This window comes from Streptomyces sp. AC555_RSS877 (genome assembly GCF_019049245.1).
Taxonomy (GTDB): Bacteria; Actinomycetota; Actinomycetes; order Streptomycetales; family Streptomycetaceae; genus Streptomyces.
Map to the genome: position 1 here is coordinate 216,135 of NZ_JAGMUK010000218.1, position 15,371 is coordinate 231,505.

The 15,371-nt window shown below is 73.1% G+C and carries 11 protein-coding genes and 1 pseudogene; 3 read left to right on the forward strand and 9 right to left on the reverse strand.

The genetic code is table 11. The features are described from left to right. The first annotated feature begins 3 nt into the window (after positions 1–3). Positions 4–1,464, forward strand: coding sequence for a serine hydrolase (locus KUM49_RS44805; protein ID WP_254402715.1), 1,461 nt, complete (start codon positions 4–6; stop codon positions 1,462–1,464). Here the strand turns inward: KUM49_RS44805 and KUM49_RS44810 are convergent. From KUM49_RS44810 to KUM49_RS44845, 8 genes are all read right to left on the reverse strand, one after another. Then, on the reverse strand, positions 1,456–3,081 hold the full coding sequence (locus tag KUM49_RS44810) for a serine/threonine-protein kinase (RefSeq protein ID WP_217242724.1): 1,626 nt from the start codon (positions 3,079–3,081) through the stop codon (positions 1,456–1,458). The two genes, KUM49_RS44805 and KUM49_RS44810, sit on opposite strands and share 9 nt — an antisense overlap. Positions 3,082–3,247: 166 nt before the next feature. Continuing rightward, positions 3,248–4,207 (reverse strand): threonine/serine dehydratase, encoded by a 960-nt coding sequence (locus KUM49_RS44815; RefSeq protein WP_217242725.1) that lies wholly within the window; start codon positions 4,205–4,207, stop codon positions 3,248–3,250. An 81-nt stretch (positions 4,208–4,288) separates the two neighbouring features. Further along, the gene (locus KUM49_RS44820; RefSeq protein WP_217242726.1) at positions 4,289–5,317 is read right to left on the reverse strand and encodes a polyprenyl synthetase family protein; all 1,029 of its coding nucleotides are present in this window, start codon (positions 5,315–5,317) and stop codon (positions 4,289–4,291) included. Continuing rightward, complete coding sequence (locus KUM49_RS44825) at positions 5,314–6,354, reverse strand: tetratricopeptide repeat protein (RefSeq protein WP_217242727.1); 1,041 nt, start codon at positions 6,352–6,354, stop codon at positions 5,314–5,316. The genes KUM49_RS44820 and KUM49_RS44825 overlap by 4 nt, the downstream gene beginning before the upstream one ends. 184 nt (positions 6,355–6,538) lie before the next feature. Next, positions 6,539–7,216, reverse strand: coding sequence for an AIM24 family protein (locus KUM49_RS44830; protein WP_217242728.1), 678 nt, complete (start codon positions 7,214–7,216; stop codon positions 6,539–6,541). A 114-nt stretch (positions 7,217–7,330) separates the two neighbouring features. Continuing rightward, positions 7,331–8,731, reverse strand: coding sequence for a CAP domain-containing protein (locus tag KUM49_RS44835; RefSeq protein WP_217242729.1), 1,401 nt, complete (start codon positions 8,729–8,731; stop codon positions 7,331–7,333). A 92-nt stretch (positions 8,732–8,823) separates the two neighbouring features. Further along, entirely contained in the window at positions 8,824–10,077 is a 1,254-nt protein-coding gene (locus KUM49_RS44840) for a serine hydrolase (protein WP_217242730.1), read from the reverse strand. A gap of 146 nt (positions 10,078–10,223) precedes the next feature. Next, complete coding sequence (locus KUM49_RS44845; RefSeq protein ID WP_217242797.1) at positions 10,224–10,559, reverse strand: hypothetical protein; 336 nt, start codon at positions 10,557–10,559, stop codon at positions 10,224–10,226. Positions 10,560–10,583: 24 nt separating this feature from the next. On the opposite strand from KUM49_RS44845, the pseudogene KUM49_RS44850 reads away from it, so the two are divergent. Both KUM49_RS44850 and KUM49_RS44855 read left to right on the forward strand, forming a co-directional pair. After that, positions 10,584–10,964 (forward strand): annotated as a pseudogene (locus KUM49_RS44850) (carbohydrate-binding protein); the annotation flags it as partial. 200 nt (positions 10,965–11,164) lie between these two features. Continuing rightward, entirely contained in the window at positions 11,165–12,376 is a 1,212-nt protein-coding gene (locus KUM49_RS44855) for an SGNH/GDSL hydrolase family protein (RefSeq protein WP_217242731.1), read from the forward strand. Between the two features lies 1 nt (position 12,377). Here the strand turns inward: KUM49_RS44855 and KUM49_RS44860 are convergent, their stop codons facing one another. After that, positions 12,378–15,350, reverse strand: a complete 2,973-nt coding sequence (locus KUM49_RS44860) for a helix-turn-helix transcriptional regulator (RefSeq protein ID WP_217242732.1) — start codon at positions 15,348–15,350, stop codon at positions 12,378–12,380. Between the last annotated feature and the right edge of the window lie 21 nt (positions 15,351–15,371).

Genomic DNA, 15,371 nt, shown 5'->3' on the forward strand with positions numbered 1-15,371 from the left:
GGTATGAGTACGCGCCGTCTGCCTGTCCGCCCCTTGCCCACGAGCACCCCTGCCGCCCAGGGTGTCGACGCGTCGGGTGTCCACGCCTTCCTCGACGCCGTCGAGGCCGCACCGGGCATCGAGCCGCACAGCCTGATGATCCTGCGGCACGATCATGTGGTGGCGTCCGGCTGGTGGGCGCCGTACACCCCCGATCGTCTCCACCTCCTGTACTCCCTCAGCAAGAGCTTCACGGCGACGGCCGCGGGGTTCGCGGTGGCCGAGGGGCTGATCGGGCTGGACGATCCGGTGATCTCGTACTTCCCGGAGCTCGACGCCGACATCACCGACCCGCGCAGCCGCGCGATGCTCGTACGGCATGTGGCGTCCATGTCCAGCGGTCACCTCGACGAGACCTGGGAACGGGCCCGCGCGCTCGACCCGGAGGAGTTGGTCCGCGGCTTCCTGCTGCTGCCGCCGGACCGGGATCCGGGGACCGTCTTCGCCTACAACCAGCCCACCACGTACACGCTGGCCGCGATCATCGAGCGGGTCACCGGCCAGTCGGTGAGCGCCTACCTGCGGCCGCGGCTGCTGGATCCGCTGGGCATCGGCGAGGTGGCGTGGACGCGGGACGGGGCGGGCCGCGAACTGGGCTTCAGCGGTCTGCACGCCACCACCGACGCGATCGCCCGCCTCGGTCAGCTGTACCTGCGGGGCGGCATGTGGGAGGGCCAGCGGCTGCTGCCCGAGGGGTGGGCGGCCGAGGCGAGCCGGGTGCACGTGGCGAACGCCGACGGCACGCCGGAGGGCGCACTGTCGGACTGGCAGCAGGGCTACGGCTTCCAGTTCTGGACGTCCCGGCACGGCTACCGCGGCGACGGGGCGTACGGGCAGTACTGCCTGGTGCTGCCCAAGTACGACGTGGTGGTGGCGATGACCTCGGCGAGCGAGGACATGCAGGAGGTCCTGAACCTGGCCTGGGAGCATCTGCTGCCCGCCTTCTCTCCCGGACCGTTGTCCGGCCGGCAGGACGAGGACGCGGCCCTGGCCGAGCGGCTGACCCGGCTGGAACTGCCGTCCGCCCCGGGCAGGCAGGCACCGCCGGACCGGGTGGAGGCCTGGTCCGGTGCCGCGTTCGCCCCGGACGACGTCGCGCGCGAGACCGTGGGCGCGCTGACCGAGGCTCAGGTCTCGGCGGACGGGGACGGCTGGCGCCTGACGCTCGTCGAGGACGGTCACCGGCTGGAACTGCCGCTCGGGCAGGGTGGTTGGACCGTCACCGAGGGGCCGGTCCCCGTCGCGGTCAGCGGGGGATGGACCGACCCGGACACCCTGGTCGTCGACGTGGCCTTCCTGGAGACGCCGCACCGTCTCGTGGTGACGTGCTCGCTCGCGGACCGGACCTGCACGGCGCGGTGGCGCACGGAGCCGCTGCAAGGACGGCGCCTGCGTGCGATGAGGGCTCCGCGCGGGTCAGTCTGAGGGCTGCCGGAAGGTCTTCAGGAAGGTCTCCAGCGCCTCCTTGTTCGCGTTCTCGTTCCAGTCCGCGGCCGGGGTCGTCCAGCGCAGCGAGTAGCCGTGGCCGTCTCCGATGAGAAGGCCGCGGCCGAACGTGCGCACGCGGGTGCCGTCGACATCGGCCAGCCACTCCATGTCGGCGGCCTCGCGCCCCTGGTACGTCGTCGCGCGGATCTCGCCGATCCGCCGGTAGTCGCCCGACGTCTTGAGGTCCGGCTCCACGTCGTCCCGCCAGACGGCCACGGCGTCCTCGCCCACGCGCTCGCTGTAGGTGACGGCGAGCGTGCGCGGGTCGCCCTTCGCACCGAGGACCACTCGGTACGCCAGATCCGACTGGCGCGTGGTGTTCAGCGGCTTCCAGCCCTCGGGGAGAGCGACGGAGAAGCCCTCGGGGGAGTGGTACAGGCTGTATCCGGGGGGCAGCGCGTTGCCCGGCGGTGTCGATTCGGGCGTGGGCGTGGGCGTCGCGGTCGGAGTGGGTGTCGGTGTCGGTGGTGAGGGGGACGGAGTCGCCGGCGGGCCGGACGTCTGCGCGCCTCCTCCGCTGCCGGGCGCGACGGCGGAGGCGGACGGGAACGGACTCGGCGGCGAGTCGCTCGCGGAGGTACTGGTGCCCGGCAGCTGGCGGGTCACGGCGAGGACGGCGACGGCGACCGCGACGACGGCCAGTGCGGTGCCGGCGACCATGGTCCGTCTGCTCCACCCCGTCCCCGCCGCGTACATCCCGCGCAGCCTCGGCCTGGACATGGAACTCACGGCCATGTCCGGGTCCTCGTTGAGCACCCGGGTGAGCGCCTCGCGGACCACCGGGCGGGTCAGCCGTTCCTGGGAGGTCTTGCGCAGCAGCCCCTGCACGGTCTGCGTGAGCGGTCCGGCCCGCAACGGCGAACGCAGCGGCAGCCGGTCCACGCCCTTCAGGGTGCTCTCGGGCCGGTCCCGGTCCCGGTAGGGCGGACGGCCCTCGATCATCGTGTAGAGGATCGCGCCCAGCGCCCACAGGTCGGCGGCCGGCCCGATCCGCTCGTCACGGGCCTGCTCGGGGGAGGCGTACGACGGCACGGTGACCCGGGGTGCGAGGGTCGCGCCGGCCAGGCCGAAGCCGGTGACGACGATGGCGCCTCCCTCCCGTACGAACACCTGGCCGGGGCTGAGTTCGCCGTGCGTGATGCCCTCGCCGTGCGCCGCCTCCAGCACGTCGAGCAGTTCCAGGCCGATGCGCGCCGCGCGCAGGTAGCTGAAGGTGCCCTGCCGGCCGACGAGTTCCCCCAAGGGGATGCCGTCGATGCACTCGGTGACGGTCCACAGGGTGTCGGCCTCCACGACGGCGTCGACGACCGGGGCGACCCGGCCCGGGCACAGCAGCCCCATGGTCTCCGACATCCGGATGACCCGAGCGGTGGCCCGGCGTGCGCTGTCCCCGTCCGGGTCGGCCGGCAGCCCGATCTGGGTGAGCAGACAGGGCCGTTCGACCTGGATGTCCTCGCCGTACCAGCAGATGCGGTTGGTCTCGCGGTGGAGGACCTCCAACAGCCGGTACCTTCCGGCGACCAACTCTTGTGCGGAGACGTGCGCCTTGACCATGTCATCCCTCGCTGAACCCCTGGCTCTCACCTTTCACACAGGTACGGCGCTCGCGGCGCGATGTGTTCAATGAATCCTCAACGGAACGGCGTCTCTTTTCTTTTGTTCACGAGCTGTACGAGAGGTCAGTAGGAACTGTCCGTCGAGTGGCCGGAGTTGACCTGTCTCAGCGCAGACCGAACCGTTCCGACCAGGCCATCACGTCACCGGTCGTCGTGTTGCCCCCGCACACCACCATGCCCAGCCGGGCTCCCTCGCCGACCCGCTCCAGGACCTGCCGGGCCGCGGGGAGCAGACAGCCGGAGGCTGGTTCGGCCCACACCTTGGCGTGGTCGGCGAGTTCGAGCGAGCCCCGCACGGCCTCCCGGTCGGGGACCACGAGCACCTCGGGGACCAGGGCGGACACCTGGTCGTAGGTCAGTTGTGACACGGAGGGCGCGCTCAGCGTGGAGACGATCGACGACAGCGGTACCGGTACCGGGCCGCCCGCCGCCAGTGCCCGGGACATGGACTCGGCACCCTCGGTCTCCACACCCCAGATCCGCAGGCCCGGACGGCGGGCACGCAACGCGGCCGCGACACCGGCGACCAGTCCGCCGCCCCCGACACTCACGAGCACGTCGGTGAGCTCACCGGCATCCTCGGCGAACTCCAGTCCGACGGTGCCCTGTCCGGCGATCACCACGGGGTCGTCGAAGGGGTGCACCAAGGTCAGCCCCTCGTCCCGCAGCCGGGTCACGAGCGAGAACGCGCCGTCCATGTCGTCGGTCAGCCGCACCGACGCGCCCGCCTCCCGCACGATCTCGAACGAACGGGCGGGCGCCGAACGCGGCATGACCACCGTCGCCTTCACGTCGAGGGCCGCCGCCATGACCGCGAGGGCGATCCCGTGGTTGCCGCCGCTGACCGCCACGACCCCGGCGGTCCGCTCGGCCCCGCTCAGCGACAGCAGCTTGGCCGTCGCCCCGCGCACCTTGAAGGAGCCGGTGCGCTGGAGCAGTTCGAGCTTCGCCGTGACGGGGACACCGAGGAGCGTGGACAGGCCGGGGCTCGGCACCGTCGGGGTGCGTACGACGTGTCCGGCGATCCGCTCAGCCGCGTTCTCGATCTCCGTGATCCCGATCAAGTCAGTCATCCTCCCGGCGCGGGGCGATGATCCACGCCGCCTCGCACCCTGGCGTGCGGCGCGGCGCGGGTCAACTCGGAATCAGAGGTCGCGCCGTACGAGGAAACCCAGCAGAGACCGCAGGTCGGCGGCTGCGCCCTGCGTGATCGGCACGTCGGCGAGGGCCGAGTCCACGGCGGTGACCTGGCGGCGCGCCTCGGCCAGCGCCGCGGCCCGGCCGCCCGCCTCGTCGACCAGCGCGGCCGCTTCCCCGGGCTCCTCGGCGGATTCCAGGAGGGCGACGAGCCGTCCCGTCGCGGGGCCTGGCGCGTCGAGCGCCGCCAGTACCGGGAACGTCTTCTTCCGCTCCCGCAGATCGCCGTGGACGGGCTTGCCGGTGACGGCCGGATCTCCCCAGATCCCCAACACGTCGTCGACGATCTGGAAAGCGACCCCGAGGTGCCGCCCCGCCCGGTCGAGGGCGGTGACCGTGGCGGCCGGCGCTCCGCCGAGCAGGGCGCCCAGCGCGGCGGCGCAGCCCAGCAGCGCGCCGGTCTTGTGTTCGGCCATCGTGCGGTACGCGTCCGGCCGCACCCGGCGCCGCCCCGTCCACGGACGCGAGGCGAACAACAGGTCGTCGGCCTGCCCGCGCACCAGGTCGCCCAGCGCTCCGGACAGCAGACGCAGGGCCGCGGGGCCGGCCGTCGGCGTCGCGGCGAGCGTCTCGACGGCCAGGGCGAACAGCGCGTCACCCGCGAGGACCGCCGGACCGGTGCCGTACGCCTTCCACACGGTCGGGCGGCGGCGCCGGGCCGCGTCCCCGTCCATGATGTCGTCGTGCAACAGGGAGAAGGCGTGCACCAGCTCCACCGCGACCGCCGCGGGCACCCCCGTCCGCCCCGACGCACCGGCCGCCTCGGCCCCCAGGACGGCGAGCGCCTGCCGCACCCCCTTGCCGCCGGACGCGACGGCGGGCCCGCCGCCCACCTCGCACCAGCCGAAGGAGTACGCGGCCATCTCACCGACCCACGGATGCATCCGTCCGACGGCGTCCCGCAACGCGGGCCGCACCAACGCGCGGCAGCGGTCCAGGACTTCGGGCGCGGCTACGGCCGACGTCAGTGCCGTCACCGTACGGCCCCGGCCCGCAGGCCGAACTCGTCCTGCGCCCGCGCCACCATCTCCCGCGCGTGCCGCAATCCGATCCGTTCCAACACACGGGTCAGGTCCGCCAGTTCGGCTGCGGTCTCGGCGCGGTCGCGGCCGAGCCGGGCCAGGGACTTGGCCAGTCCGAGCCGGGCCAGCGCCTCCCCGCGCGGCTCGCTCATGGCGCGGAACTCCGCCAAAGCCTGCTCGTACAGGTCACGGGCCTCGGCGTAACGCCCGGCGCGGTACAGGACGTTGCCGCGCATCTTGTGGTTGTACGCCAGCGCGCTGGACAGCTTCATCGTGCGGCACGTCGTCTCCGCCTCGGACAGCAGGGCGAGCGCCCGCCCGGTGTCGCCGTCGCGCACGGAGACGACGTCGGCGAGCCCGCGCAGCGCCCAGGCGTGCCCCCGCCGGTCGTCGGCGCGCGCGGCGATCCCGGCCGCCTCCTCGAACATCGCGTACGCCGTGTCGTACGCACCGGTGTTGCGGTGCATCTGCGCGATGCCCTCCAGCGCCCACACCGTGTGCCGTGCCTCGCCGCGTCGGCGGGCCTCGGCGAGCAGCTGCTCGTGCAGCCTGCCGACGGCCTCGTAGTCACCCTGGATACGGCCGGTCTCGGCCAGGCCCGCCAGGGAGTAGCCGCGGACGACGATGTCTTCGCCGCGCTCACCGAGTTCGGCCGCGAGCTCCAGAAGTCGTCGGGCCAGGGCCAGGGCGCCGCGTTGTCGGGCCAGTGTGCCGCCGCTCCACAGCGCCCACGCCATCGCCGCGAGGTCCCCGGCCGACCGGGCCGCCCGGTAGCTCGCCTTCCACGCCCGGTCCGCCTCCCCGATCCGACCGAGCCGGCGGTGCGCCTCGGCGACCGCGAGCCCGGAGCGTGCCGCCTCCCCGTGCTGCCCGGCCCGCTCGGCGGCCCTCAACTGCTCGGTGCCGGCGGCCAGTACGTCGGTGAGTGAGGAGTTCACGGACAGGGTGGTGAGGGCGCCCTGGTACTCCGGGGCGAATGCCTTGCCGTACATGCATGCCTTTCGGTCCGTACACCCAGCTGCTATTCAGCGCGTGTATAAATCGCGTGTATACGCAGTGTGTATAGTGCGGCGGAAATCAGCCCCGGCCCGAAGGCCGGGGCTTGGTCTGTCGCCGATCAAGACGCGGGCGGAGCCGAACGGGTTGCCCGTGAGGCGCAGATCACCTCACGAGGCCTCAGTGCTGCTGGGGCTTCTGGGGCGTGGCCTCGCTCGGCCGGACGACGACATGCCCCTGACCCTGGAGCATCAGCTGCACGGCCTCGCCGGAGCCGCCGCGCAGCATCGACCCGATGGACTGTGAACGGTGCAGCGAGGTGGTCAGCCCTGCCGTCCAGCCGACGATGGCGTCCGTGTCGACGTACACCGGGTACTGCGGCGAGACCGGAATGACCAGCGGATCGCCGTCGCACACCAGGCCCAGCTTGCCCTGCCCGCTGAACACGCTGTTGAACAGGCCGCCGCCGGTCATGCCGGCGCCCTTGACGGTGGCGATCCGGTACGACAACGAGGCGTCGAAGCACAGGACGTTGCGGCCGTTGACGGTGAACTCGTCGCCGGGGTCGATCTCGACGACGAAGCAGTTCTGCGCCTCGTGCGCGAACCAGGCCTCGCCCTGCCCGCGCACCGCCATGAGGGGCAGCCCCTCACCGGTGACCGCGCGCTTGAGCATGCCGCCCACGCCCTGGCCCTTGCGCTCGAACTGGAGACTGCCGCGGTAGGCGATCATCGCGCCCTGGCGGGCGAGCATCTCGCCGTTCACCGCGTACTTGACGCACTTGGAGTTCTCGACCGTCATGCCCGGCGCGGCGGCCGGCTGCACCATGTGCTCGCTGGAAAACAGATCACCCTTCATGCAGGCATCCTGTCCCGGAGGAACACCTTCCGCCAAGATCGCGGACGGGGGCGCTTTCGGTACGGCTGTCCCGGGTGCGGCTGCCTGGGCAAGTGATGCCTCGGGACGTCCTCCTCACGCGCCGAACAGCTGTGTCCAGTACGTGCCCGCCGGGCCGCCGCCCGCGAAGCCGATCCCGAGGTGGGTGAAGGCGGGCTTGAGGATGTTGGCCCGGTGCCCCGGGCTGTTCATCCAGCCCTCCACGACCTCGGCCGCAGAGCGCTGGCCGCAGGCGATGTTCTCGCCGATCGAACGCCGTGTGGAGCCCGCGGCGGCGGCCCGGTCCCAGGGCTGGGTGCCCTCGGGTGAGGTGTGGGAGTAGAAGGCGCGGGCCGCCATGTCCGCGCTGTACGCCTGCGCGGCGGCGGCCAGCAGCGGATCCACCGCGAGGGGCGCCAACCCGGCCCGGGCGCGCTCCCGGTTGGTGAGCGTGACGACCTCGGCCTGCGCACGCGCCAGCTCGGCGGGCGTGAGGGGCCTCGCCCACAGCGCGGTCCAGTACGTGTCACCGGAGCGGGCGTCGGTGACGTACGCCAGGCCGGCGTGGGTGAACGCCGGGTCGTGCACGGTCCGCCGGGGCTGTTCGGTACGCAGGCAGTACGCCACGAACTCGGCGGGGGTGCGTGGCCCGGAGACCAGGTGCTCGCCGATCGTGACGTACGCGTATCCGGCCGCGGTGACGCGCTGGTGGACGGAGACACCGTCCGCGCCCTGAACGCCGAGCCGCCCGGCCGAGGCCATGGCGGCCGCGTGGGCGCGTGCCGCGGCGGCGAGGCGGGCGTCGAGGGAGACCGGCGGCGAACCGACGGCGGAACGGGCGGAGTTGACCAGGCCGAGGAAGCCGTCGGACTCGGGGCCGGGTGGCGGCGGTGCCGGGCGGGCCGGGCGGGCCGGAGAGGGGACGCGGGGTGCCGGGCGGGCGAGGGGTGGCGCGCCGGGCGCCGGGCGGGTCGTCGACGGGGCGAACGTCGACGGGCCCGGCGGGGACGGCTGTGGGTCGTCGGCGACGTCCACCCCGAAGTCGCGGGCCAGACCGGCCAGGCCGTCGGCGTAGCCCTGCCCCAGGGCTCGAACCTTCCAGCCGTCGCCGCGCCGGTAGATCTCCGCGAGGAGCAGGACGGTCTCCTGGCGCGGGCGTGGCGGGGCGAACCGGGCGAGCGGGCGGCCGCCCGCGCCGGTGACGTGCAGGGTGGGGGCGGGCAGCCGGCCCAGGGGAGTGGCGGGATCGGCGGCGCTGACCACCACCGTGACCCGGGTGGCGCCGGCCCGCAGACCCGGCGGATCGACGGTCAGCGTGTCGCCGTGCAGGCGGGCGCCCGCAGCGGACGGCTGGTTGTAGAAGACGAAGTCGTCGTCACCCCGGACCTTGCCGTCGTCGTCCGTGATGAGCGCGGACACGTCGAACGGGCCGGGGACCCGGACGGTCACGGCACCGTCCGGGAGGGGCAGATTGCCCCCGGGGTCCAGTTCGCTCATCGTGCCGCTCCGCTGTCGTCGTCCGGGACCCCTGGGGGCTGTCCGGACAACGTGCGTCAGCGCACGGGCGTTCCCGCCCGCCCGGCCGGCGGTCAGTCCAGGCCGATCCCCGGGGCGATGTCCTCGTGCCGTTCGACCGGCGTGGCGGATCCACGCGTCGCCCTGCTCCGCTTGCCGCAGAACGCGGACTCCAGCGTGCCCAGCATCGTGTTGAGGACCGTGCCGTTGTTGGACGTGTTGGCGAGTGCGCTGAGGCTGCGCCCGCCGTGCTTCGTGGTGAAGGCGTACGTGTAGTAGCCCTGGACGGCACCCGTGTGGCCGTACACGGACACACCGCACGACAGGGTGCGGCGGCGCAGCCCGAGCCCGTACGCCTGATTGCTGCCCGCCGGCACCCACCGCTTCATCTGCGCCAGCTGCGCGGCCGAGGTCAGCCGGCCGCCGAGCAGTGCGGTGAGGAAGGTGTTGAGGTCCCGGGTGCTGGAGATGAGGGCGCCCGCGCTCTGCGCCCAGGACGCGGTCTGTCTGGTGGCGTCGACCAGCGCGCCGCCCGTCTGGTCCGGGGCGAGGTACCCGCGCGCGTGGCGGCCCGGGATCCTCGTGGCGGGGTGCACGTAGAAGGTGTCCCGCAGCTGCAGGGGCGTGATGATCCGGTTCCGGTACTCGGTGCCCACTTTGTGGCCGGTCAGTTTCTCGACCAGCATCCCCGCGATGACGAAGTTGGTGTTGGAGTAGGAGTGGACGGCACCCGGCGCGTTGGTCCGCGGCCGGCGCAGCGACCGGTCCACCAACTGGCGGGGGGTGAAGACCTTCGTGCGGACCGCCTCGAATCCCGGGACCGTCCTCGCGAACATCTCGTTCGTGTAGTCGTACAGTCCGCTGCGATGGCTCAGTAGGTGCCGGACGGTGATCCGGCTGTCGGGCAGCAGCCCCGGCAGATGGCGGTTGACCGGGGAGTCGAGCGTGAGCTTCTTCTCGTCGACCAGTTGCAGCAGCACCGTCGCGGTGAAGATCTTGGTGACACTGCCGATGCGGAAGCGGTCCCCGTCGTCGATGGTCCGCCCGGTCTTCCGGTCGGCGACACCCGCGGCGGCCAGGCGTACCGTGCCGCCGCCGTTGCTGCCGCCGCTGTCGATCCGCGCCATCGCGCCGGGAGCTCCCTGCTTCAGGGCGGTGCGCAGGACGCTCCCCAGGCCGGTGAGATCGGGTTTCGGCAGGGCGCCGGCCGAGCTGGTGCCGGCCTCGGAGGCCGTCGATTCCCGGGGTGCGGCATGCGCGGGAACCGCCAGGAGCGACAAGAGAACCGCCCCCGCCACCGTGCCCCTGCGCGCTGTTGCTGATGCCATGCGACTGCACTCCTGTTCCTGTCGGAGAGTCACATCGACACAGCAACCACAGGGTTGGTCACGTGGTCACTCGGTGATCACTGCGCGATGCGGATGCGCGCAGTATCGCTGCCGAATCGCCCGAAACCGGCTATTTCGGGTCTGGTTCACCGCTGCTCCACCTGCTCGCGCACGGAGAACACGACATCGCAGGACGGGCATCGGCCCTCGCCGAACACATACGTCAGCGCCCGGGCGACCTGCGTCCGGCCCGCCCCGACCGCCGCCCGGTGCAGCCGGGCCCCGACGCCCTCCAGCCGGTCCGGGTCCGCCGGTGCGAGCTCGGCCCGCCCCTCCTCGCCCACGGCGCCGCGGCCGACGTAGTCACCGGCCGCGGCGAAGGTCCCGTACGAGCCGAAGGCCACGAAGAGCCCGCCTCCGCATGCCGGGCAGTCGAGTTCGTACTCCTCGTCGCACACGCCTTCCAGCTCCCGCGACCACACGGGAACGCCCTCGAAGGCGAGGACAGAGCCAAGGGCCTCAAGGCCGGCATCTACCTGCCCGCCGGGCTGGAGAAGGAGGCGTACGGCGCCGGCCAGGTGCCGATCTGGAACGCCGACGGCTGCACGACCGCCGACATCGTCTACGGCGACCTGCGCACCACCAACGGCTGGGACAGCTCGTACAAGCTCGACTTCTCCCAACCCTGCACCCAGAAGTACACCGACTCCCAGGCACAGCTGCTCGCCGGCTGGGGCTACGACTTCCTCAAGCTCGACGGCGTCGGCGTCGGCCCCGGTTCCGGCAAGAGCGGCGACCAGTACGACAACGTTGCCGACGTGGCCGCCTGGAACAAGGCGATCGCCGGCACCGGCCGCCCGATCCACCTCCAACTGTCCTGGTCCCTCCGGTCACGCTGAAGGCGGGCAGCAACTCGGTCACCTTCGACAGCGGTACGGGCTACGCCCCGACATCGACCGCATGGACGTCCCGAAGCCGTCCTGACCGCGTGCGAGTTCTGGGAGGCGGACACGTGGCGTACGGTGACAAGGTCTGGACCGTGAGTCTGAAGCCGGGGGAGTCCGTAGCGTTGGAAGGACCTCACACGGTGACGGGCCGCCTCGCGCGTGCGGGCCGCGCAGCCGTCGTCCTGCTGCTGGCCTCCGCCTGCCAGTCCGCGTCCACGCCGGCCAAGGTCTTCGACGTCCCGGCCGGGACGGTCACCTGGGCAGCGAGTGCCGACCGCTTCGGCGAGGCCGCCGCCGACCGCGGCTACCGGCTGGTCGTGCACACCAGCGTCGGGGGCCGCGATCCGCGGATCCGGCTCTCCAACGCCTTCGGGGACCGGCCGGTGACCTTCGGCAGCGTGTACGCCGGCCTCCAGAAGGAGGGCGCCGAACTCGTCCGCGGCAGCAACCGGAGGCTGACCTTCGGCCGGGCTCGCTCGGTCACCGTCCCCGCCGGCGAGACCGTGCTGAGCGACCCGCTGCCGGGCAGGCTGCCCGCCGAGAGCAACCTGGTCGTCAGCATCCACACCTCCGACGCGGCGGGCCCGGCGACCGGGCACTGGATGGCCATGCAGACGTCCTACGCCACCCGGGGCGACCACACCGTCGAGGAGAGCGCCGCGAACTGGACGCAGACCAGCGGTTCGTGGTTCTACCTGGACGCGGTGTCCGTACGGGCCGGGGCGGGCACCGGAGCCGTCGTCGCCCTCGGCGACTCCGTCACCGACGGCTGGCAGTCCACCAGGGACCGGAACCGCCGCTGGCCCGACCACCTCGCCCGCCGCCTCCAACGGGCGGACACCTCCGTCAAGGGCGTCGCCAACGAGGGCATCGCCGGCAACAAGGTCCTCGCCGACGGTGCCGGACACAGCGCCCTGAACCGGCTGGACCGGGACGTGCTCTCCCAGCCCGGCCTGCGCACCGTGTTCCTCTTCGAGGGCGTCAACGACATCAAGGCCCACACGGGCGTCACCGCGGACGACCTGATCGAGGGCTACCGCGAGATCGTCGACCGGGTGCATGCGGCCGGCAAATGCGTCGCCGCGGCCACCGTCGGCCCCTTCAAGGGCTGGTCCGAATGGGACCCGGACGCCGAGGCCGTACGCCGGGACGTCAACGACTTCATCCGCACGAGCGGCGAGTTCGACACCGTCACCGACTTCGACCGCATCCTCCGCAGCCCCTCCGACCCCGAGCGCATCCACTCCGCCTTCGACGGCGGCGACCACCTCCACCCCAACGACAAGGGGATGCAGGCGATGGCCGACGCCGTCGACCTCAGGAGCCTGGACTGCGCCGACCCGCTGCCGTAGCTCAGGAAGAGGGTCCGCGGCCCGATCCACTCGGCTCCGGAGTGATCAGGCCCTCCCGGTAGGCGACGGCCACCGCCTCCGTACGGCTCGCCGCGCCCAGCTTGGCGAGGATGTTGGAGACATGGACGCTCGCCGTCTTGCCGCTGATGAACAGCTCCTCGCCGATCTGCCGGTTGCTGCGGCCGAGGGCCAGGAGCCGCAGTACGTCCTGCTCGCGGGCGGTCAGGATCGCGGCACGGTCGGCCGCGGACGGGGTGTCCGACAGACGGCCGCGGCGGATCAGGGAGTCCAGCTGCGCGAGCAGCGGGGCCGCACCGAAACGGACGGCCGTGTCCCGGGCCGCGCGGGCCTGCACGGCCGCCTCCTCACGCCGGTCGGCCGCCAACAGGGCCTCCGCGAGGCGCACCTGGCAGCGCGCCCGCTCGTACACGTCGCCGAAGTCGAACGCCTCGACCGCCATCGCCCAGGCCGCCACGTCCGGCCCGGACTCGGCCCGCGCCCACTCCGCCTCCGCGCGGGCCAGCCACGCCTGCCCCTCCGGCCCCTGCGGTGTGCCGTCGCCGCGTACAACCGTGACGCGGGCCAGATCGCGGAGTTCGGTAGCCGTGGCCACCCAGCCGCGCGCCCCTGCCTCGTCCCCGGAGCGGCGGAGCGCGACGGCCCGGTCGGCCACCGCGGAGAGCGCGAGGGCGGCCAGCCGGACCGTGACGTCCGGAAGGCTGCCCGCGTCGTCGGTGAGGGCCGCGACGGTGGACCGCATCCGCTCCACGGCCGCCTCCGGCTGCCCCCGCTGCGCCGCCGCGTCGGTCAGTACGATGCCCGCGACGAGCATGCCCATCCAGTCGAACGGCCCCTCCAACAGGGCGCCGGCGCGGTCGACGGCCTTCAGGTCACCGCGCGCCAGCGCCACGTACAGGGCGGGGCCGACGGTGTATCCCGCGGCCGCCGGCAGCACCTCGGCGTCCGAGGCGGCCGCGCCGGCGCACTGGTCCCAGCGGCCCAGCGTGTACAGCACCAGCAGCCGGAGATAGCGCATCTCCAGCGGATACGGCGACGACAGCAGCCCCGCGCGCCGGGCCCGGTCCAGCCCCTCGGTCAGCCACGGCAGACACTCGTCGAGGTCACCCGACTCGAAGCAGCCGACGGCGAGGTTGAACAGGGCGCGCATCTCCACCGGCGCGTTGCCCGAGCCACGCGCGAGGTCCCGGGCCTCCCGCAGCCGCTTCCGGCCCTCCGGGGTGCGGCGGCCGCCCCCTTCGAGACCGGCCAGGGAGACGAGCAGGTCGGCCCGGGCGTCCGTCACGTCCAGTTGCTCGGCGATGGCCAGGGCCTGCCGGGCGACCCGCAACGCGGTCTCGTTCGCACCGACCTGACGCGCCGCCATGACGTGCGTGGCCGCCGCCCACACCCAGGTGCGGGACGGAGGATCGGCGGGGATCAGGGCGAGCGCCTCGCTGCTGTAGGCGAACGCGGCGGTCAGATTGTCGACGGTGATCAGGTTTCCGGCGAGCGTGTACCGCACCCGGGCGGCCAGCTCGGAGTCCGCGTCCTGGCCGATGCCGGCGAGCGCGGCGCGGGTCAGGGAGACCGCCCGGTGTGCCTCACCGGCGTGCGCGGCCGCCGCGGAGGCCCGCAGGGTGAGGGTCACCTGGTCGACGCCCTCGCCGGTGGGCCGTGCCGTCGCTTCCACCGCCGACCACAGGTTCAGGGCCGCTTCGAGGTGCCGTAGCTCCTCGGCGGGCGCGCCGACCCGCTGGGCGTGGTCCGCGGCCTCCAGCGAGGCGGCGAGCGCCTCGGGCAGGTCGTGGCTCTCCCGGTAGTGGTGGGCGCGCTCGGCGGCGCTCTCGGCCCGGCGGCCCCGACCGGCGAGCAGCCGGGCGAACGCGCCGTGCAACCGGGACCGTTCACCCGGGAGCAGATCCGCGTACACCGCCTCGCGGGCCAGGGCGTGCCGGAAGGCGTACGTGTCGCCGTCCCCGGGAATCAGCAGCTGCCGCCCCAGGGCCTCGCGCAGCGCCGACTCCAGCTCGTCCTCGGGGAGCCTCACGGCCTCCCGCAACAGGTCGTGCTCGACGCGGCGCCCGGCGACCGCGGCCGTGCGCAGCACCTGCTGGGCGGTGTCGGACAGTTGCTCGAAGCGGATGAGGAGGACGTCGGCGAGACCGCTGGGAACCCCGCCGGCGTCCGTCTCCGTGGCCGCGACCAGCTCCTCCGCGTAGAAGGCGTTGCCCTCGGCGCGTTCGACGATCCGGCGGACCGTGGCGTCCGGCAGCGGACGGTCCTGCACCGCGCGCACCAGCCGCGCCACCTCGGCATCCGCCATGGGCCGCAGTTCCAGCCGCTCGACGGCGGGCAGCCGCACCAGCTCCGCCAGCAGCGGACGCAAGGGATGGCGGCGGTGCAGGTCATCGGCGCGATAGGAGGCCAACACCGCCAGCCGGTGCGTGGGCGAGCCGCCCGCCGCCCGCTGGAGGATGCCCCGGCTGAGCAGGAACCGCAGCAGGTCCCGGGAGGACTGGTCGGCCCAGTGCAGGTCCTCCAGGACGAGCAGCAGGGGAGCGATGTCCGCGAGGTCGGCCAACAGCCCCGCGATGCCCTCGAACAGCCGCAGCCGTCCACCCACGTCCCGCACGGCGTCCGTGCCGCCGCCCAGCAGCCGGTCGACCACCGCATGCCCGGCGAGAGCGCCCGCGAACCGCTCGTCGCCCGCGAGCACCCCCAGGATCTCGGTGAACGGCAGATACGGCAGACCGACGTCACCGAGGTCGACGCAGTGCCCGGTGAGCACCGTCATCCCGGCCCGGGCGGCCTGCCCTGACACCTCGTCCAGCATCCGCGTCTTGCCGACACCGGCGTCCCCGGCGATCAGCACCGCCCGCGCCTCACCACCCCGGGCACGCTCCAGCAGGCCGAAGAGGCGGGAGAGTTCTTCTTCCCGGCCGATGAGCGGTGTGATGAACGAGGTCTGCGACACGCATCCATCCTGGCACGCGGA